An 18,102-nucleotide genomic window follows, 5' to 3' on the forward strand; every position below is an offset into this window, starting at 1 on the left:
TTAAATGACCGACTATAAAGCCACGCTAAACCTTCCGGACACCGCCTTCCCAATGAAGGCCGGCCTGCCACAGCGCGAACCGCAGATCCTGCAGCGCTGGGACAGTATTGGCCTGTACGGAAAGTTGCGCGAAATTGGCAAGGATCGTCCGAAATTCGTCCTGCACGACGGCCCTCCTTACGCCAACGGCACGATTCACATCGGTCATGCGCTGAACAAGATTCTCAAGGACATGATCATCCGCTCGAAGACCCTTTCGGGCTTCGACGCGCCGTATGTCCCGGGCTGGGATTGCCACGGCCTGCCGATCGAACACAAAGTCGAAGTGACCTACGGCAAGAACCTGGGCGCGGATAAGACCCGCGAACTGTGCCGTGCCTACGCCACCGAGCAGATCGAAGGGCAGAAGTCCGAATTCATCCGTCTGGGCGTGCTGGGCGAGTGGGACAACCCCTACAAGACCATGAATTTCAAGAACGAGGCCGGTGAAATCCGTGCCTTGGCCGAAATCGTCAAGGGCGGTTTCGTGTTCAAGGGCCTCAAGCCCGTGAACTGGTGCTTCGATTGCGGTTCGGCCCTGGCCGAAGCGGAAGTCGAGTACGAAGACAAGAAGTCCTCGACCATCGACGTGGCGTTCCCGATCGCCGACGACGCCAAGCTCGCCGAGGCCTTTGGCCTGGCGAGCCTGAGCAAACCGGCCGCCATCGTGATCTGGACCACCACCCCGTGGACCATCCCGGCCAACCAGGCGCTGAACGTGCACCCGGAATTCACCTACGCCCTGGTGGACGTCGGTGATCGCCTGCTGGTGCTGGCCGAGGAAATGGTCGAGTCGTGCCTGGCGCGTTACGAGCTGCAAGGCTCGGTGATCGCCACCACCACCGGTTCTGCGCTGGAGCTGATCAACTTCCGTCATCCGTTCTATGACCGTCTGTCGCCGGTGTACCTGGCGGACTACGTGGAACTGGGCGCCGGCACCGGCATCGTTCACTCCGCACCGGCCTATGGCGTAGACGACTTCGTGACCTGCAAAGCCTATGGCATGGTCAACGACGACATCTTGAACCCGGTGCAGAGCAATGGCGTCTACGTGCCGTCCCTGGAGTTCTTCGGCGGCCAGTTCATCTTCAAGGCCAACCAGCCGATCATCGACAAGCTGTCGGAAGTTGGTGCGCTGCTGCACACCGAAACCATCAAGCACAGCTACATGCACTGCTGGCGCCACAAGACCCCGCTGATCTACCGCGCCACCGCGCAGTGGTTTATCGGTATGGATAAGGAGCCGGTCCAGGGCCAGACCCTGCGCAATCGTGCGGTCAAGGCCATCGAAGACACCCAGTTCGTCCCGGCCTGGGGCCAGGCGCGCCTGCACTCGATGATCGCCAACCGTCCGGACTGGTGCATCTCCCGCCAGCGCAACTGGGGCGTGCCGATCCCGTTCTTCCTGAACAAGGAAAGCGGCGAGTTGCACCCGCGTACTGTCGAACTGATGGAAGTCGTAGCCCAGCGTGTCGAACAGGAAGGCATCGAAGCCTGGTTCAAGCTGGACGCCGCCGAACTGTTGGGCGACGAAGCGCCGCTGTATGACAAGATCAGCGACACCCTCGACGTGTGGTTCGATTCGGGTACCACCCACTGGCACGTACTGCGCGGTTCGCATCCGATGGGCCACGAGACCGGCCCGCGTGCCGACCTGTACCTGGAAGGCTCGGACCAGCATCGCGGCTGGTTCCACTCGTCGTTGCTGACCGGATGCGCCATCGACGACCATGCCCCGTACCGCGAGCTGCTGACCCATGGTTTCACCGTCGACGAAAACGGCCGCAAGATGTCCAAGTCCCTGGGCAACGTGATCGCGCCGCAAAAGGTCAACGACACTCTGGGTGCCGATATCATGCGCCTGTGGGTGGCCTCGACCGACTATTCAGGCGAGATGGCCGTTTCGGAGCAGATCCTGCAGCGTAGCGCCGATGCCTACCGTCGCATCCGCAATACCGCGCGCTTCATGCTGTCGAACCTGACCGGCTTCAACCCGGCCACCGACCTGCTGCCGGCCGAGGACATGCTCGCCCTGGACCGTTGGGCCGTGGACCGTACCCTGTTGCTGCAGCGTGAGCTGCAGGAGCATTACGGTGAGTACCGCTTCTGGAACGTCTACTCCAAGATCCACAACTTCTGCGTGCAGGAGCTGGGCGGTTTCTACCTCGACATCATCAAGGACCGCCAGTACACCACCGGCGCCAACAGCAAGGCGCGCCGTTCGGCGCAGACTGCGCTGTACCACATCAGCGAAGCGCTGGTGCGCTGGATCGCACCGATCCTGGCATTCACCGCCGATGAACTGTGGGAATACCTGCCGGGCGAGCGTAACGAGTCGGTCATGCTCAACACCTGGTACGAAGGCCTGACCGAACTGCCGGCCGACTTCGAACTGGGTCGCGAGTATTGGGAAGGCGTCATGGCGGTCAAGGTTGCGGTGAACAAGGAGCTGGAAGTCCAGCGTGCGGCCAAGGCCGTGGGCGGCAACCTGCAAGCCGAAGTCACCTTGTTTGCCGAGGACGGCCTGACTGCCGACCTGGCCAAGCTGAGCAACGAACTGCGCTTCGTGCTGATCACCTCCACCGCGAGCCTGGCACCTTTCGCCCAGGCCCCGGCGGATGCCGTAGCGACCGAAGTACCGGGCCTCAAGCTCAAAGTGGTCAAGTCGGCCTTCCCCAAGTGCGCCCGTTGCTGGCACTGCCGTGAAGACGTCGGCGTGAACCCTGAGCACCCGGAAATCTGCGGCCGTTGTGTAGACAACATCAGCGGTGCTGGCGAGGTTCGCCACTATGCCTAACTCAGCCAGTCGTTTTGGACGTCTGGGCTGGCTCGTATTGAGTTTGCTGGTCCTGGTCATTGACCAGGTCAGCAAGGCTCACTTCGAGGGCTCCCTGGAGATGTTCCAGCAAATCGTGGTGATCCCGGATTACTTCAGCTGGACCCTGGCCTACAACACCGGCGCCGCCTTCAGCTTCCTGGCTGACGGCGGTGGCTGGCAGCGCTGGTTGTTTGCCCTGATCGCCGTGGTGGTCAGTGCAGTGCTGGTGATCTGGCTCAAGCGCCTGGGTCGCGACGACACCTGGCTGGCTATCGCCCTGGCCCTGGTGCTGGGCGGCGCGCTGGGCAACCTGTATGACCGCATTGCCCTGGGGCATGTGATCGACTTCATCCTGGTGCATTGGCAGAACCGCCATTACTTCCCGGCGTTCAACTTTGCTGACAGCGCCATCACCGTCGGTGCAATCATGCTGGCGCTGGATATGTTCAAGAGCAAGAAAACCGGAGAGACCGTCAATGACTGATCAGGTATTGGCTGAGCAACGCATCGGCCAGAACACGGAAGTCACTTTGCATTTCGCATTGCGCCTGGAGAATGGCGACACGGTCGACAGCACCTTCGACAAAGCTCCGGCGACTTTCAAGGTGGGCGACGGTAACCTGTTGCCGGGTTTTGAAGCGGCGCTGTTCGGCTTCAAGGCTGGCGACAAGCGTAACCTGCAGATCCTGCCGGAAAACGCCTTCGGCCAGCCCAACCCGCAAAACGTGCAGATCATCCCGCGCTCGCAGTTCGAAGGCATGGACCTGTCGGAAGGCTTGCTGGTGATTTTCAATGATGCGGCGAATACCGAACTGCCTGGCGTGGTGAAAGCTTTCGATGACGCGCAAGTGACCATCGACTTCAACCATCCGTTGGCCGGCAAAACGCTGACCTTTGACGTCGAGATCATCAACGTCAAAGCGCTGTAACTGACCGTACACGGTCTAAAATGTGGGAGGGGCTTGCTCCCGATAGCGGTGTATCAGCTAAGTATGTGCAGATTGATATACCGTTATCGGGAGCAAGCCCCTCCCACCTTTGATCTCCATTGTCGGTTGAGTCAGCGTTAAATTCGACTCAACGTGGCTGCAAGACACGAGGCACAGCATGCAAATCAAACTCGCCAACCCCCGTGGCTTCTGCGCCGGCGTGGACCGGGCGATCGAAATCGTCAACCGCGCCCTGGAAGTCTTCGGGCCGCCGATTTATGTGCGCCATGAAGTCGTCCATAACAAATTCGTGGTCGAAGACCTGCGCGCACGCGGCGCGATCTTTGTCGAAGAGCTCGACCAGGTGCCCGACGATGTTATCGTCATCTTCAGTGCCCACGGTGTATCCCAGGCGGTACGTACCGAAGCGGCTGGCCGTGGCCTTAAAGTATTCGATGCCACTTGCCCGCTGGTGACCAAGGTGCACATCGAGGTGGCGCGCTACAGCCGTGACGGCCGCGAATGCATCCTCATCGGCCATGCCGGTCACCCCGAAGTCGAAGGCACCATGGGTCAGTACGACGCCAGTAACGGCGGCGCCATCTACCTGGTTGAAGACGAAAAAGACGTCGCCAACTTGCAGGTGCACAACCCGGATCGCCTGGCATTCGTGACCCAGACCACCTTGTCCATGGACGATACCAGCCGCGTAATCGATGCCCTGCGCACGCGTTTCCCCTCCATTGGCGGCCCCCGCAAGGACGACATCTGCTACGCCACGCAAAACCGCCAGGATGCGGTCAAGCAACTGGCGGATGAGTGCGATGTGGTGCTGGTGGTCGGCAGCCCCAACAGCTCCAACTCCAATCGCTTGCGTGAGCTGGCCGAACGCATGGCCACACCGGCATACCTGATCGATGGCGCCGAAGACATGCAGCGTAGTTGGTTCGAGGGTGTCGAGCGGATTGGCATCACCGCGGGCGCCTCGGCCCCGGAAGTGCTGGTGCGCGGCGTGATCCAGCAGTTGCAGGCCTGGGGAGCCACGGGTGCTGATGAGCTGGCTGGCCGTGAAGAGAACATCACGTTCTCCATGCCCAAGGAACTGCGGGTCCGCTCGCTGCTCTGACGCCCGACGTGCTGGTATAGCCTCGGCATAATGCCTGCTCGGTTTTCACACTGCGCAGGCTGATGCGTCCGCTGGGCGCCAGCACTACCTGGTACAGGCTCTGTGCCTGGCTTGTGTCGCAGACATGCACGGTGCCGGCACGGAAGCCCCCGCCGGCAAAGACCGGCTCCCCCAAACCACTGAAACGCACTTGGTTCGTGACCGGGCCATTGCCCGCGATAAGCACATGCCCGCTGTCCTGTCGTTCCAGCAATACCGGGTTATCTTCGTCCAGGTGACCACGCCCACTGACGTCCAGTATCACCCGCCACCCCAGGCTCCAGTCCTCGTCCCGCGCGTGAATGACCACCGCCTGATTGCGCGCGATGGCCTCGGTGCGTGCGTAGCGCAGGCCAGCAGCGAGTGATTGGGCCACGCTTTGTCGCTGCTGTGATTCAAGTAACCCTTTGAAGCCTGGTACGGCCAGTTGTGCGAGAAAGCTGGTCACGATCAGCCCGAGCAGCATTTCGATCAGGGTGAATCCTCGTTGTTTCATGTGCGTTCCCTCCGTGGACGCCATTGGGTTTTCAAGTTGCAGGTCTAGGTATAGCCCTGCGTCCTTGCCGGTGAATGATGGCCTTTATGTCCAAAGTATTTCCCTTTGTTCCTGGAGCAGCGCCGCTCGAAAACCGACGCTAGTCTTGGGTCGCACAGCAGGTTTTGCCTGCTTTTTCGGCCTTCGACATGGATGACGACGGTAATGCCCGCCTGCCCGAATCGATTTTTCCTGCGCGCTTTCCAGCGGCGCCAATCCGGCATGACCTTGATCGAGGTGCTGGTAGCGCTGCTGATCCTGGCCATTGGTCTGATGGGCGCTGCAGTGCTCCAGCTCAATGCGCTCAAGTACACCGACAGCGCCAGGATGACCAGCCAAGCCAGTTTTATCGCCTACGACATGCTTGACCGCATTCGCGCCAATGCCGGTGCAGATTACTCGTGGGGCAGCGCCGAGCCCGCGCCGCGCAGCACTTCGACTGCCAGTGTGCGTGACCTGGACCTGCACGATTTCGAGGCCAATATCATTGGTTTTGCTGGCGAAGACGCTAAAGGGTCAGTGGCTTTGAGTGGGCACGAGGTCACCATCAGCATCAGCTGGCAGGACGCTCGGGCGGCAAACAGGCCTGGAGCCCGGGAAACCTTCACCCTCACCAGTCGTATCGCCAGTGATCAGGGAGCGTTGCAATGAATCGTCTTGCTCGAGGTTTCAGCCTGGTGGAATTGTTGCTGGCACTCGCCGTAGGGCTGGTGCTGGTGCTGGGTGCGGGCCAGGTGTTGATCAGCTCGCGACTGACCCATGCCAGCCAGCAGGCCGCAATGGTGATGCAGGATGACGCGCGGTTTGTCCTGAGCAAGATTACCCAGGACATACGCCAGACAGGCATGCTGGGGTGCCTGGCCACGGCCGTCATCGACGATGCGCCAGCCGCTTTTGACCGACCGATAAGTTGGGAGGCTTCGGCGAGTGCACAGTCACTCACATTGGTTACGGCGAGCGTCGGTGAGGGTGTTGGCAAGCCCGATTGGACGGTGCTGTCCGACTGCAAGGAGGTGGCCCAGGCTTATGCCGGGGCACCGCCTGCCGCCGCACCTGGCCAGATCCGCTTTGGCATACGCCAGCTCACCTACACCTACGAAACAGGCCAGTTGAAGATCAGTACGCCGGCAACGCCTGCGAAAACCGTACTGATGGATAACGTGCGGGCATTCGACATCAGCTTTGGCATGGCGACCCAGCCGGCATCAACGGTGGTGGTGCGTTACGACAGCCACCCCGTTGACCCATCGTTGATACGCAGCGTGCGCATCAGTATGACGTTGCAAGACCCCTCAGGACGGGTGAAGGATCAGAGCTACAGCGTCGTGGCCGCGCTGCGAAATCGGCTGGGTTAGGCGTGTTGATCATGCTTGGCGGACTTCATCTGCGGCAGGCCGGGATGGTGTTGTTGATCTGTCTGGTATTCCTGCTGCTGTTGTCGCTGGTGGGGTTGTCATCCATGCAGGGGGCGGTATCCCAGCAAAAAGTGGCGAATAGCCTGTGGCATCGCAATCAATCATTTCAACATGCCGAAAGCGGCTTGAGGTTGGGCGAATGGGGGGTACAGAGGGAAGGTGGGGCGTTGCCCACCTGCCACTCGGTCATCACCTGTGCGCCGCCCGTTGAAGCTTTTTCGTTGGTGCGCGCCGGCCCCAACCCTGTATCTGCAGTCTCTTGGGTTGCGCTGAAGGGTGGATTCTATGGCGTTCAAGCGCTGGGTATGGGGGCCGGTGTGGTCCATCTACCGGCTCATGCTCCGGCGGCACTGTTCCGGGTAACCGCTGTCGGGCTTGCAGGTCAATCACGCACGGTGCTGGAGACGGTCTATGCACGGGTGGAGGAGGGAGGCAGCGTCAGGTTTCGACGGGTCTTATGGCGGCAACTTCAATAGGGAGCAACAGAATGGGCATGGATAGCCGGGGCTTTAGCCTGATCGAGTTACTGATCGTGGTGGCGATCATCGCGTTGCTGGCTGGGGTTACCTATCCTGGGTATACCGGCCAGGTTAAAAAGGTTTATCGAGCGCAAATCGTCGCGTTGTTGAGCGAGCAAGCCCAGCACTTGGAGCGTTTTCATACGAGAAATGGCACTTTTATTGATGCAAACGGCGTCAGTGCGGGCAATGATCACTATAGAATCAGTGTTGTTTTAAACCCTCAGGATTTTGACCTGCTCGCTACGCCTGTTGTGGATTCGTTGATGGCGGGTGATGCGTGTGCAGCCTTCAGCTTGACCAGCACCGGTATGCGAAGTAATCCGGGAGCGGCGCCTGATATGTCGCGCAAGCTCTGCTGGGGGCAATGATGAGCGTGCTTGAAGAGTGGGCGCCGGGCGCGTCTTTCCCTGTTTATCGGCTGGATCGAATAATGGCTAAGCAACAGCAAGTGGTGATTGTCGGCGGCGGAGTAATCGGGCTGTTGACCGCGTACAACCTCGCCAGGGAAGGGTTGGCGGTAATACTGCTGGAGCGTGCGGGGCTTGGGCAGGAGTCTTCCTGGGCAGGTGGCGGGATTGTTTCGCCGTTGTATCCCTGGCGCTACAGCCCGGCGGTCACCGCCTTGGCCCATTGGTCCCAGGATTTTTACCCGCAACTGGCGCAGCGCTTGTTTGCCGCTACCGGCGTGGATCCCGAGGTGCATACCACGGGCCTGTACTGGCTTGACCTGGATGATGAAGGTCAAGCATTGGCCTGGGCTGCACGTGAAGGACGGCCATTAAGCAAGGTGGATGTGTCGGCGGCCCATGATGCAGTGCCGGTATTGGGAGGCGGCTATTCCCGGGCGATCTACATGGCTGACGTGGCCAATGTACGCAACCCACGCCTGGTCAAATCCCTGAGGGCTGCGCTGCTGGCGTTGCCGGGTGTGACAATACAGGAGCATTGCGAAGTACAAGGATTTGTCCGCGAGGGCGACAGCGTGGTGGGCGTCAATACCGCTGCAGGGCAGGTTCCAGGTGATCAGGTGGTGCTCGCTGCCGGTGCCTGGAGTGGGCAATTGCTGGGCACGCTGGGCTTGGCGTTACCCGTAGAGCCGGTCAAAGGCCAGATGATTCTGTACAAATGTGCGTCTGACTTTTTATCCAGCATGGTCTTGGCCAAGGGGCGGTATGCGATCCCGCGACGTGATGGGCACATCCTGATCGGAAGCACATTGGAGCATGAGGGGTTCAACAAGACACCGACCGAAACCGCGCTGGAAAGCCTCAAGGCGTCTGCGGTGGAGCTGATTCCGGCTTTGGCGGCCGCCGAGGTGGCCGGGCATTGGGCAGGGTTGCGGCCTGGCTCGCCGGAGGGTATTCCGTATATCGGTGAGGTTCCTGGGTTCAACGGGTTGTGGCTCAATTGCGGGCATTACCGCAATGGCCTGGTGCTAGCGCCGGCCTCCTGCCAGTTATTCGCCGACTTGCTGTTGGCGCGGGCCCCGATCATCGATCCCGCGCCTTACTCGCCCGCCGGTCGCCTCAACGCTGGATAGACTTCGGCCCTTGTTCCAGGTGTGCCTGGGTGCAATACCACGCCTGGCTTGAACTCAGTGCGCGATCCTGCGGCAGATGCACGCCGCAGTGGGCGCAACGCACCATCAGCGCCGCATTCGGCTCAGCAGGCCGCTGCTGGCGAGCTGTAGGGTTTTTGAATTTGCGCCAGAACCATACCGCGGCAGCAATGACGGCAATCCAGAACAGTAGACGAAGCATAATGGGCAGTTTCTCGGCAAGGAATGCGTCAGTTTAGCCAAGGTGGCCACGGGCGCACAGCGCAATAAATACTCGCTCATAAAAAAGGGAGCTCCTCAGAGCTCCCTTTTGCGTTGCGTCGAACAATCAGTCGAACACACCGAAGGTCATGTAGCTGAACCATGAACGGTCTTCGTTGTTGCCAAGGGCCTGCGGCTCCTCTTCTTCGATAACGTCGCCGTTCTCGTCGTGAGGCTTGAGGTCCGAAGGAATGGCGTCCTTGGCATCCTGGTATTGCTTGATCACGTCCTGGTTGGCGCGGGTTTCGCCCGGCGGCAGCGGTGGGCGGGATTCGATCAGACCCAGGGTGTACTTGCTCAGCCACGAGCGGTTGTCCGCTTCGGCCACCTGAGGCACGAACTGCCCGTCTTTCAGGCTTGGGTGGTCAGGGTAGTTGAGTTTCAAGGTTTCCAGGCTGGTGGTTGCCAGGGTATCGAGGTGCAGACGCTGGTAAGCCTCGGTCATGACTGCCAGGCCGTCGCCCACGGATGGGGTTTCCTGGAAGTTCTCCACTACATAGCGGCCACGGTTGGCGGCCGCGACGTACGCCTGGCGGGTCAAGTAGTAGTGGGCTACGTGAATCTCGTAGGACGCCAGCAGGTTGCGCAGGTAGATCATGCGCTGCTTGGCGTCCGGCGCGTAGCGGCTGTTCGGGTAGCGGCTGGTCAGCTGGGCGAACTCGTTGTAGGAGTCGCGGGCAGCACCCGGGTCACGCTTGGTCATGTCCAGCGGCAGGAAGCGCGCCAGCAGGCCAACGTCCTGGTCGAACGAGGTCAGGCCCTTCATGTAGTAGGCGTAGTCCACGTTCGGGTGCTGTGGGTGCAGGCGGATAAAACGCTCGGCCGCGGACTTGGCAGCTTCCGGCTCGGCGTTCTTGTAGTTGGCGTAGATCAGCTCAAGCTGGGCCTGGTCGGCATAGCGCCCGAACGGGTAACGCGACTCCAAGGCCTTCAGCTTCGCTGTGGCGCTGGTGTAGCTATTATTGTCCAGGTCTGTCTGAGCTTGCTGGTACAGCTCGACTTCGCTCAGGTTTTCGTCGACGACGTCCTTTGTTGACGAGCAAGCAGCAGTCATGGCGAGGATGGCGATCAGCAGCAGGTGTTTCACTTGCATGGCGGCTTGCGTCCCTATGACGGCCGCTGTCTTGGGCGGGGCCGTCCTGTTATGATGAGCGCCCCGTTGAAAGCCTCGGGGCAAAAGACGCCGTATTTAACCACAAGCGCGCAGCCGAAACCAAAGGCTGTGCCACGCCTAGTCTGAGCATGTCCGATAAAATTGAACTTCGCGCAGAGGTGCCGTCCGAATTGGGCGGCCAACGCCTCGATCAAGTCGCCGCACAATTATTCGCTGAGCACTCGCGCTCGCGCCTTTCCGCCTGGATCAAAGACGGCCGCCTGACTGTGGATGGAGCGGTTATCCGCCCGCGAGACATAGTCCATGGCGGTGCGATTCTTGAGCTGACTGCCGAGCAGGAAGCCCAGGGAGAATGGGTCGCCCAGGACATCGAGCTGGATATCGTCTATGAAGACGACGACATCCTGGTCATCAACAAACCCGCAGGCCTGGTGGTTCACCCGGCCGCCGGGCACGCTGATGGCACCTTGCTCAATGCCCTGTTGCACCACGTGCCGGACATTATCAATGTCCCGCGCTGCGGCATCGTGCACCGCCTGGACAAGGACACCACCGGCCTGATGGTGGTGGCCAAGACCATTCAGGCGCAGACGCAGCTTGTTACTCAATTGCAGAGCCGCAGCGTCAGTCGTATCTACGAGTGCATCGTGATCGGCGTGGTGGTGGCCGGGGGCAAGATCAACGCACCCATTGGTCGCCACGGCCAGCAGCGCCAGCGTATGGCGGTGATGGAAGGCGGCAAGCAGGCCGTAAGTCACTACCGTGTGCTGGAGCGTTTCCGTTCCCACACCCATGTGCGGGTCAAGCTGGAAACCGGGCGCACCCACCAGATTCGCGTGCACATGGCGCACATCAACTTCCCGTTGGTCGGAGATCCTGCCTACGGCGGTCGCTTCCGTATTCCGCCGGCGGCGAGCCAAACCATGGTTGAATCGCTGAAATCCTTCCCGCGCCAGGCACTGCATGCCCGTTTCCTGGAGCTGGATCATCCGACGAGCGGTAAGCGAATGAGCTGGGAATCGCCGCTGCCAGACGATCTGGTCTGGTTGTTGTCGCTGCTCAAGCAGGATCGCGAGGCGTTTGTCGGATGAATGACTGGCTGATTCCTGACTGGCCCGCGCCGGCCGGGGTGAAAGCCTGCGTCACCACCCGAGCGGGCGGCGTCAGTCTGGCGCCGTTCGACAGCCTCAACCTGGGCGATCACGTCGAGGACAGCCTGGAGGCCGTCCTTGAAAATCGCCGCCGTCTGACCGACGCGTTCAATATTCAGCCAGCCTGGTTGCGCCAGGTCCACGGTACTCACGTGGTTGAGGCTGATCCGTGCCGTATTGTCGAGGCAGATGGCAGTTGGACCAGCACCCCTGGCATCGCCTGCACCTCCATGACAGCCGATTGCCTGCCTGCGCTGTTCTGTAATCGGGCGGGCACCCGGGTTGCCGCAGCCCATGCCGGTTGGCGTGGCTTGGCGGCTGGTGTGCTGGAGGCCGCGTTCGAAAGCTTGGATACTGCACCCGAAGACGTCTTGGTCTGGCTCGGTCCTGCCATTGGTCCGCAAGCCTTTGAGGTCGGCCTGGAAGTGCGTGAGGCGTTCATGCAGCAACTGCCGGCCACCGCTGAAGCCTTTGTTCCCAGCCACAATCCCGGCAGGGTCATGGCTGACATCTACCAGCTGGCGCGCCTGCGTCTGGCAATACGCGGCGTCACCGCTGTATATGGTGGCGGTTTGTGCACCGTGACCGACCCGCGCTTCTTTTCTTATCGCCGCAGCCCGCGTACGGGCCGATTCGCCTCCCTTATCTGGCTTGAACGCTAGACTGTCCTGACCTGTATCAAACATTCGCCGCTTGAAACCCCCAGAATCCACCCCATCTATAAGGGTATCTGGCAGGTTTCTTCATTCAGGATGTGTTTGTTCATAGCTCCGGCCTGCTCAAAAGGAAGGTGACTAATGCGTATTGATCGTTTAACCAGCAAATTGCAGTTGGCCTTATCGGACTCCCAATCCCTGGCGGTCGGCCTCGACCATCCGGCGATTGAGCCTGCGCACCTGATGCAGGCGCTCCTGGAGCAGCAAGGTGGTTCTATCAAGCCCTTGCTGATGCAGGTGGGCTTTGACGTCAACAGCCTGCGCAAGGAGTTGAGCAAAGAGCTCGACCAACTGCCGAAAATCCAGAACCCTACCGGCGACGTGAACATGTCCCAGGATCTGGCGCGCCTGCTCAACCAGGCCGACCGCCTGGCCCAGCAGAAAGGTGACCAGTTCATCTCCAGCGAGCTGGTGTTGCTCGCCGCCATGGACGACAACAGTAAGCTCGGCAAATTGTTGCTGGGCCAGGGCGTGAGCAAGAAAGCCCTGGAAAACGCCATCAACAACCTGCGTGGGGGCGAGGCGGTGAACGACCCCAACCATGAGGAGTCGCGCCAGGCCCTGGACAAATACACCGTCGACCTGACCAAGCGCGCCGAAGAAGGCAAGCTCGACCCGGTGATCGGTCGTGACGACGAAATCCGTCGCACCATCCAGGTCCTGCAACGTCGTACCAAGAACAACCCGGTGCTGATCGGTGAACCTGGTGTGGGTAAAACCGCGATTGCCGAGGGTCTGGCCCAGCGCATCATTAATGGTGAAGTGCCGGACGGCCTGAAAGGCAAGCGCCTGTTGTCCCTGGACATGGGCTCGCTGATCGCCGGCGCCAAGTTCCGTGGTGAGTTCGAAGAGCGCCTGAAATCGTTGCTCAATGAATTGTCGAAGCAGGAAGGCCAGATCATTCTGTTTATCGACGAACTGCACACCATGGTCGGCGCCGGTAAAGGCGAAGGTTCCATGGACGCCGGCAACATGCTCAAGCCAGCCTTGGCGCGGGGCGAACTGCACTGCGTCGGTGCGACTACGCTCAACGAATACCGCCAGTACATCGAAAAGGACGCAGCGCTGGAGCGTCGCTTCCAGAAAGTCCTGGTGGAAGAGCCAAGCGAAGAAGACACCATCGCGATCCTGCGTGGCCTGAAAGAACGCTATGAGGTCCACCATAAGGTGGCGATCACCGACGGCGCGATTATTGCGGCGGCCAAGTTGAGCCATCGCTACATCACTGATCGCCAGTTGCCGGACAAGGCCATCGACCTGATCGACGAGGCAGCCAGCCGTATCCGCATGGAGATCGACTCGAAGCCGGAAGTGCTCGACCGCCTGGATCGGCGCCTGATTCAACTGAAGGTCGAATCCCAGGCGTTGAAAAAAGAAGAGGATGAGGCGGCGAAGAAGCGCCTGGAAAAACTCCAGGAAGAAATCGTCCGCCTGGAACGTGAGTATTCGGACCTCGAAGAAATCTGGACCTCGGAAAAAGCCGAAGTACAGGGTTCGGCGCAGATCCAGCAAAAGATCGAGCAGTCCCGCCAGGAACTGGAAGCGGCGCGCCGCAAAGGCGACCTGAACCGCATGGCCGAGTTGCAATACGGGGTAATCCCTGATCTGGAACGCAGCCTGCAGATGGTTGACCAGCATGGCAAGCCTGAGAACCAGTTGCTGCGCAGCAAGGTGACCGAGGAGGAAATTGCCGAAGTAGTCTCCAAGTGGACCGGTATTCCGGTGTCGAAGATGCTCGAAGGCGAGCGCGACAAGCTACTGAAGATGGAAAGCCTGCTGCATCAGCGCGTCATTGGCCAGGAAGAGGCCGTGGTGGCGGTATCCAATGCGGTGCGGCGTTCGCGGGCCGGCTTGTCCGATCCGAATCGCCCGAGCGGCTCGTTCATGTTCCTCGGCCCGACCGGCGTGGGTAAGACCGAGTTGTGCAAGGCGCTGGCCGAGTTCCTCTTTGATACTGAAGAGGCCATGGTACGGATCGATATGTCCGAATTCATGGAGAAGCATTCGGTGGCCCGCCTGATCGGCGCACCACCAGGCTACGTGGGCTACGAGGAAGGCGGTTACCTGACCGAAGCCGTGCGGCGTAAGCCCTACTCGGTGATCCTGCTGGACGAGGTCGAGAAGGCTCACCCGGATGTGTTCAACATCTTGCTGCAGGTGCTGGAGGATGGTCGCCTGACTGACAGTCACGGGCGCACCGTGGACTTCCGTAATACGGTGATCGTGATGACCTCCAACCTGGGCTCGACGCAGATCCAGGAACTGGTGGGCGACCGTGAAGCCCAGCGTGCTGCGGTCATGGATGCGCTGACCTCGCACTTCCGTCCGGAGTTTATCAACCGGGTGGATGAGGTGGTGATCTTCGAGCCTTTGGCACGGGATCAGATCGCGGGTATCACTGAGATCCAACTGGGCCGCCTGCGCAGCCGCCTGGCTGAACGCGAGCTGGACCTGGAGCTGAGCAGCGAGGCATTGGATAAGCTGATCGCGGTGGGGTACGACCCGGTGTATGGCGCACGGCCTCTGAAGCGTGCGATCCAGCGCTGGATCGAGAACCCGCTGGCGCAACTGATCCTGTCGGGCAGCTTTATGCCTGGCACCCGCGTCACGGCAACGGTGAAAGACGACGAAATCGTCTTCCACTGAGCCCGGCGCCCGGTGTTATAAGAAGAGGCTCCGCATTGCGGAGCCTTTTTTTTCGATAGGGCGTTGAACTGTAAGGCAAAGGCTTGTAAAGTGCGCCCCGCAGCAACGTCAGCCCACGGGTTTCTTCTCCCCAAGAAGAAATCAGAAACAAGCGCAAATCATTGTCTTAAAAGCAATTTAAAGGGTTGACAGGGGTTTTTAAGATTGTAGAATAGCGCGCCTCAGACACATGAACGTAGCGATACGGACAAGTCGAAGAGAAGGTTACACAGCAGTAAATTTGAAATATGTAGTTCCGTGATAGCTCAGTCGGTAGAGCAAATGACTGTTAATCATTGGGTCCCAGGTTCGAGTCCTGGTCACGGAGCCAATTTCAAACCGGGGTATAGCGCAGTCCGGTAGCGCGCCTGCTTTGGGAGCAGGATGTCGGGAGTTCGAATCCCCCTACCCCGACCATATTTGGGTCGTTAGCTCAGTTGGTAGAGCAGTTGGCTTTTAACCAATTGGTCGTAGGTTCGAATCCCACACGACCCACCATTTTTGAGACCAGTTCAGGCTGGAATCGAATCTTAAGATCAGATGCCAAAAGCGCTGATCGAAAAAGGCGACTGAAAGGTCGCCTTTTTTTTACCGGGGTATAGCGCAGTCCGGTAGCGCGCCTGCTTTGGGAGCAGGATGTCAGGAGTTCGAATCCCCTTACCCCGACCATATTAAAAATCCTCGTATCGAAAGATACGGGGATTTTTTTTGCGCGCGCGAATCCTGAGTTCACCGCAAATCAAATGTGGGAGGGGCTTGCTCCCTCCCACAGGTATTATGCGTTGTTAGTGGAGTTTGAGGCGCGGTTCGGTGCCTCGGCCAATCTTGCTCCCCAACATCAGCATTGCCGTACGGAAGAACCCATACAGCGCCATCTGGTGCATGCGGTACAGCGACACATAAAACATCCGCGCCAGCCAACCTTCCAGCATCACACTGCCGGTCAGGTTGCCCATCAGGTTGCCTACCGCCGAGAAGCGCGACAGCGAAATGAGTGAACCGTAGTCGGTGTACTTATACGTCGGCAGATCCTTGCCTTCGATGCGCAACTTCAGCGATTTAGCCAACAGCGATGCCTGCTGATGCGCAGCCTGGGCTCGTGGCGGCACATTGCGGTCGGTGCCCGGTTGCGGGCAGGCGGCGCAATCACCAAAGGCGAAGATGTTTTCGTCGCGGGTGGTTTGCAGGGTTTGCAGCACCTGCAGCTGATTGATGCGGTTGGTTTCCAGGCCATCGATGTCCTTGAGGAAACCCGGGGCGCGAATCCCGGCCGCCCATACCTTGAGGCTGGCGGGAATCACTTGACCGCTGCTGGTGATCAGGGCGTCGGCAGTCACTTCACTGACCGCCGAGTTGGTCAGCACGGTCACGCCGAGTTTCTCCAGGGTTTTATGCACCGGCCCGCCGATGCGCTCCGGCAGTGCAGGCAATACTCGCGGGCCGGCTTCGATCAGGGTGATGTGCATGTTCTCTGGCTTGATACGGTCCAGGCCATAGGCAGCCAGCTCGTGGGCGGCGTTATGCAGCTCGGCGGCCAGCTCGACGCCGGTGGCGCCAGCGCCAACGATGGCAACGCTGATTTGTTCAATGGCATCGGTCTGCCCGGCATGGGCGCGCAGGTAGTGGTTGAGCAGTTGCTGGTGAAAACGCTCGGCCTGCTTGCGGGTATCGAGAAACAGGCAATGTTGCGCCGCGCCTTCGGTGCCGAAGTCGTTGGTGGTGCTGCCCACGGCGATTACCAGGCTGTCGTAGCCCAGTACGCGCGCAGGTACCAGTTCGCGCCCTTCTTCGTCGAGGGTGGCGGCCAGCTGGATTTTCTTCTGTTCGCGATCAAGCCCGCTCATGCGTCCCAGCTGGAACTCGAAGTGGTTCCATTTCGCTTGGGCAACATAGTTGAGTTCATCTTCAGAAGAGTTCAGCGAGCCGGCAGCCACTTCGTGCAGCAGGGGCTTCCAGATGTGGGTCAGGTTGGCGTCCACCAGCGTGATGCTGGCCTTGCCGCGCTTGCCCAGGGTCTTACCCAGGCGGGTAGCCAACTCCAGGCCGCCGGCGCCGCCGCCGACGATAATAATACGATGGGTCATGGGGATATCTCGCAAGGCTAAAAGAAATCGGAGCAGTTACCCTCGCGAGCGCCAGGCAGCTCATAGCGTCAGGTAACTCAATAGGCGGCTCAGCACACCGAGCCCGATCACCACTACCAGCACCACGCAGAGGAGCAGCCACGGCCGGAAAGGCTTGCGCTCGACTCTGTTTTGGGAGAGTTGCAGGTACTCTTGGACATGCTGTTGGTCATCGGGGTTCAGGCGGCTGGTCATAAAGGCCTCGTCAGGTAGACGTTGCAAAAGGGCGCCACGTTACAGACAGGGTTGGCGCTATCGCCATAAGCGTAGCCGGTGCCTGTGTCACAGGCTGATGCCAACGTCGAATACTATGCTGCGCCCCAGGTTGTTGCGCAAGAAATCCGGTGCATCCGGGTGGGCGAACAGCACCCGGGCGAAGGTTGGGCCCACCAACGACAGCGAGCGCCAGCCCTGGCGCAAATACTCGGTGGGGGGCGGGAAGTGGCTGTTGAGGTCCAGCACTTCGCGTTTGAGGCTGGCAAAGGCGATGAGATCCAACTCTCCCAGGTCCATGCCGCGTTCTTTGTAGTTGTGGGCTTTTTTACGCAGTGTCGGCGCCAGGCGCAGCAGGAACTCATGGGCCGGGATGCGCCGTGGCTTGGCTTCGCGCCGCACCAGCTGGCTCAAGGAGAACGCGCTGCGCCTGCGCAGCAACTCGTCGCGCCATTCGTCGTTCAGGCGGCGGCCTTCGTCCAGCACGAAAAAAACCTCGAAGCTGGCGTCGCGAAACAACACATCCGGCGGCTCCTGGCCTGCGGCGTGAAATTCTTCGACGCGGTAGGGCACATTCAAGCCTTGCAACAGTCGCTGGCAGACCCAACGCTCACGCTCCCATTTGCGGGCATTGGACAGAAACGCATTGGCTTGTTCGGCTGCTACGGTGAGCAGGCGCAAATAATCTGAGTCATCCATATGCGCAGCTTAGCGTTCAAATGATGACCACAGGAAGTCTTGGTTGTGCCGAGTTGCTGCTGAAGCAGCGGGGTCTCTCTGCCAGTGAGATCCAAATGTGGGGCTTGCTCCCGATCGCAGAGTGCCAGCCAGCACATGTATCGGCTGCTAGACCGCATCG

At 60.0% G+C, this 18,102-nt stretch carries 18 protein-coding genes and 4 tRNA genes; 16 read left to right on the forward strand and 6 right to left on the reverse strand.

Translation table 11 applies throughout. From position 1 onward, the window contains the following. The first annotated feature begins 4 nt into the window (after positions 1–4). The 4 genes from ileS to ispH all read left to right on the forward strand — a co-directional run bounded on the left by ileS (position 5) and on the right by ispH (position 4,912). Positions 5–2,836, forward strand: coding sequence for an isoleucine--tRNA ligase (ileS, locus tag QYQ93_RS04775; RefSeq protein ID WP_338476441.1), 2,832 nt, complete (start codon positions 5–7; stop codon positions 2,834–2,836). Further along, positions 2,829–3,341, forward strand: coding sequence for a signal peptidase II (lspA, locus tag QYQ93_RS04780; RefSeq protein ID WP_043049287.1), 513 nt, complete (start codon positions 2,829–2,831; stop codon positions 3,339–3,341). The genes ileS and lspA overlap by 8 nt, the downstream gene beginning before the upstream one ends. Positions 3,342–3,348: 7 nt before the next feature. Further along, positions 3,349–3,786 carry an FKBP-type peptidyl-prolyl cis-trans isomerase gene (locus tag QYQ93_RS04785; RefSeq protein WP_200893576.1) on the forward strand — a complete coding sequence of 146 codons (438 nt, stop codon included), beginning with the start codon at positions 3,349–3,351 and terminating at the stop codon, positions 3,784–3,786. A 178-nt stretch (positions 3,787–3,964) separates the two neighbouring features. After that, positions 3,965–4,912: a 4-hydroxy-3-methylbut-2-enyl diphosphate reductase gene (gene ispH, locus QYQ93_RS04790; RefSeq protein ID WP_043049291.1), complete on the forward strand. Its 948-nt coding sequence runs from the start codon at positions 3,965–3,967 to the stop codon at positions 4,910–4,912. Here the strand turns inward: ispH and QYQ93_RS04795 are convergent. Further along, the gene (locus tag QYQ93_RS04795; RefSeq protein WP_043049293.1) at positions 4,866–5,447 is read right to left on the reverse strand and encodes a GspH/FimT family pseudopilin; all 582 of its coding nucleotides are present in this window, start codon (positions 5,445–5,447) and stop codon (positions 4,866–4,868) included. The genes ispH and QYQ93_RS04795 overlap by 47 nt on opposite strands. Before the next feature lie 204 nt (positions 5,448–5,651). On the opposite strand from QYQ93_RS04795, the gene pilV reads away from it, so the two are divergent. The 5 genes from pilV (at position 5,652) to thiO (ending at position 8,962) form a co-directional block, all read left to right on the forward strand. Further along, positions 5,652–6,137 (forward strand): type IV pilus modification protein PilV, encoded by a 486-nt coding sequence (gene pilV / locus QYQ93_RS04800; protein WP_043049294.1) that lies wholly within the window; start codon positions 5,652–5,654, stop codon positions 6,135–6,137. Further along, positions 6,134–6,841 carry a prepilin-type N-terminal cleavage/methylation domain-containing protein gene (locus tag QYQ93_RS04805; RefSeq protein ID WP_338476442.1) on the forward strand — a complete coding sequence of 236 codons (708 nt, stop codon included), beginning with the start codon at positions 6,134–6,136 and terminating at the stop codon, positions 6,839–6,841. Before pilV ends, QYQ93_RS04805 begins: the two co-directional genes overlap by 4 nt. Before the next feature lie 11 nt (positions 6,842–6,852). Next, a complete protein-coding gene (locus QYQ93_RS04810; protein ID WP_241194028.1) occupies positions 6,853–7,377 on the forward strand; it encodes a PilX N-terminal domain-containing pilus assembly protein in 525 nt (174 codons plus the stop codon). An 11-nt stretch (positions 7,378–7,388) separates the two neighbouring features. After that, entirely contained in the window at positions 7,389–7,790 is a 402-nt protein-coding gene (locus QYQ93_RS04815; RefSeq protein WP_338476443.1) for a type IV pilin protein, read from the forward strand. A 62-nt stretch (positions 7,791–7,852) separates the two neighbouring features. Then, positions 7,853–8,962: a glycine oxidase ThiO gene (gene thiO / locus QYQ93_RS04820; RefSeq protein WP_338476444.1), complete on the forward strand. Its 1,110-nt coding sequence runs from the start codon at positions 7,853–7,855 to the stop codon at positions 8,960–8,962. Here thiO and QYQ93_RS04825 read toward each other — a convergent pair. Further along, a complete protein-coding gene (locus QYQ93_RS04825) occupies positions 8,949–9,182 on the reverse strand; it encodes a PP0621 family protein (RefSeq protein ID WP_043049303.1) in 234 nt (77 codons plus the stop codon). The two genes, thiO and QYQ93_RS04825, sit on opposite strands and share 14 nt — an antisense overlap. A 126-nt stretch (positions 9,183–9,308) precedes the next feature. Continuing rightward, positions 9,309–10,334: an outer membrane protein assembly factor BamD gene (locus QYQ93_RS04830; RefSeq protein ID WP_005784660.1), complete on the reverse strand. Its 1,026-nt coding sequence runs from the start codon at positions 10,332–10,334 to the stop codon at positions 9,309–9,311. A gap of 149 nt (positions 10,335–10,483) precedes the next feature. Here QYQ93_RS04830 and rluD point away from each other — a divergent pair, with 149 nt between their 5' ends. From rluD to QYQ93_RS04865, 7 genes are all read left to right on the forward strand, one after another. Next, positions 10,484–11,446 (forward strand): 23S rRNA pseudouridine(1911/1915/1917) synthase RluD, encoded by a 963-nt coding sequence (gene rluD / locus QYQ93_RS04835; RefSeq protein ID WP_043049304.1) that lies wholly within the window; start codon positions 10,484–10,486, stop codon positions 11,444–11,446. Then, positions 11,443–12,168 carry a peptidoglycan editing factor PgeF gene (gene pgeF, locus QYQ93_RS04840; RefSeq protein ID WP_043049305.1) on the forward strand — a complete coding sequence of 242 codons (726 nt, stop codon included), beginning with the start codon at positions 11,443–11,445 and terminating at the stop codon, positions 12,166–12,168. The genes rluD and pgeF overlap by 4 nt, the downstream gene beginning before the upstream one ends. A gap of 135 nt (positions 12,169–12,303) precedes the next feature. Next, entirely contained in the window at positions 12,304–14,868 is a 2,565-nt protein-coding gene (gene clpB, locus QYQ93_RS04845) for an ATP-dependent chaperone ClpB (protein WP_043049306.1), read from the forward strand. Between the two features lie 294 nt (positions 14,869–15,162). Further along, positions 15,163–15,238: transfer RNA gene (locus QYQ93_RS04850), tRNA-Asn, on the forward strand. Positions 15,239–15,247: 9 nt separating this feature from the next. Then, positions 15,248–15,324 (forward strand) — tRNA-Pro (locus QYQ93_RS04855). 5 nt (positions 15,325–15,329) lie between these two features. Beyond that, positions 15,330–15,405: transfer RNA gene (locus QYQ93_RS04860), tRNA-Lys, on the forward strand. Between the two features lie 94 nt (positions 15,406–15,499). Continuing rightward, a tRNA-Pro gene (locus QYQ93_RS04865) sits at positions 15,500–15,576 on the forward strand. 116 nt (positions 15,577–15,692) lie between these two features. Here the strand turns inward: QYQ93_RS04865 and QYQ93_RS04870 are convergent. From QYQ93_RS04870 to QYQ93_RS04880, 3 genes are all read right to left on the reverse strand, one after another. Further along, positions 15,693–16,991, reverse strand: a complete 1,299-nt coding sequence (locus QYQ93_RS04870; RefSeq protein ID WP_046070857.1) for an NAD(P)/FAD-dependent oxidoreductase — start codon at positions 16,989–16,991, stop codon at positions 15,693–15,695. Positions 16,992–17,051: 60 nt separating this feature from the next. Further along, positions 17,052–17,225, reverse strand: coding sequence for a DUF3094 family protein (locus QYQ93_RS04875; protein ID WP_043049308.1), 174 nt, complete (start codon positions 17,223–17,225; stop codon positions 17,052–17,054). An 87-nt stretch (positions 17,226–17,312) separates the two neighbouring features. After that, positions 17,313–17,942 carry a DUF1780 domain-containing protein gene (locus QYQ93_RS04880; RefSeq protein ID WP_043049309.1) on the reverse strand — a complete coding sequence of 210 codons (630 nt, stop codon included), beginning with the start codon at positions 17,940–17,942 and terminating at the stop codon, positions 17,313–17,315. Positions 17,943–18,102 lie beyond the last annotated feature (160 nt).

Source organism: Pseudomonas khavaziana (genome assembly GCF_036704165.1).
GTDB classification, from domain to species: Bacteria; Pseudomonadota; Gammaproteobacteria; order Pseudomonadales; family Pseudomonadaceae; genus Aquipseudomonas; species Aquipseudomonas khavaziana.

Excerpts from the sequence above, each read along its gene's own strand:
- ileS (WP_338476441.1), top strand. The coding sequence starts at position 5 with ATGACCGACTATAAAGCCACGCTAAACCTTCCGGACACCGCCTTCCCA.
- lspA (WP_043049287.1), top strand. The coding sequence starts at position 2,829 with ATGCCTAACTCAGCCAGTCGTTTTGGACGTCTGGGCTGGCTCGTATTG.
- ispH (WP_043049291.1), top strand. The coding sequence starts at position 3,965 with ATGCAAATCAAACTCGCCAACCCCCGTGGCTTCTGCGCCGGCGTGGAC.
- QYQ93_RS04795 (WP_043049293.1), bottom strand. The coding sequence starts at position 5,447 with ATGAAACAACGAGGATTCACCCTGATCGAAATGCTGCTCGGGCTGATC.
- pilV (WP_043049294.1), top strand. The coding sequence starts at position 5,652 with ATGCCCGCCTGCCCGAATCGATTTTTCCTGCGCGCTTTCCAGCGGCGC.
- QYQ93_RS04805 (WP_338476442.1), top strand. The coding sequence starts at position 6,134 with ATGAATCGTCTTGCTCGAGGTTTCAGCCTGGTGGAATTGTTGCTGGCA.
- QYQ93_RS04810 (WP_241194028.1), top strand. The coding sequence starts at position 6,853 with ATGCTTGGCGGACTTCATCTGCGGCAGGCCGGGATGGTGTTGTTGATC.
- QYQ93_RS04815 (WP_338476443.1), top strand. The coding sequence starts at position 7,389 with ATGGGCATGGATAGCCGGGGCTTTAGCCTGATCGAGTTACTGATCGTG.
- thiO (WP_338476444.1), top strand. The coding sequence starts at position 7,853 with ATGGCTAAGCAACAGCAAGTGGTGATTGTCGGCGGCGGAGTAATCGGG.
- QYQ93_RS04825 (WP_043049303.1), bottom strand. The coding sequence starts at position 9,182 with ATGCTTCGTCTACTGTTCTGGATTGCCGTCATTGCTGCCGCGGTATGG.
- QYQ93_RS04830 (WP_005784660.1), bottom strand. The coding sequence starts at position 10,334 with ATGCAAGTGAAACACCTGCTGCTGATCGCCATCCTCGCCATGACTGCT.
- rluD (WP_043049304.1), top strand. The coding sequence starts at position 10,484 with ATGTCCGATAAAATTGAACTTCGCGCAGAGGTGCCGTCCGAATTGGGC.
- pgeF (WP_043049305.1), top strand. The coding sequence starts at position 11,443 with ATGAATGACTGGCTGATTCCTGACTGGCCCGCGCCGGCCGGGGTGAAA.
- clpB (WP_043049306.1), top strand. The coding sequence starts at position 12,304 with ATGCGTATTGATCGTTTAACCAGCAAATTGCAGTTGGCCTTATCGGAC.
- QYQ93_RS04870 (WP_046070857.1), bottom strand. The coding sequence starts at position 16,991 with ATGACCCATCGTATTATTATCGTCGGCGGCGGCGCCGGCGGCCTGGAG.
- QYQ93_RS04875 (WP_043049308.1), bottom strand. The coding sequence starts at position 17,225 with ATGACCAGCCGCCTGAACCCCGATGACCAACAGCATGTCCAAGAGTAC.
- QYQ93_RS04880 (WP_043049309.1), bottom strand. The coding sequence starts at position 17,942 with ATGGATGACTCAGATTATTTGCGCCTGCTCACCGTAGCAGCCGAACAA.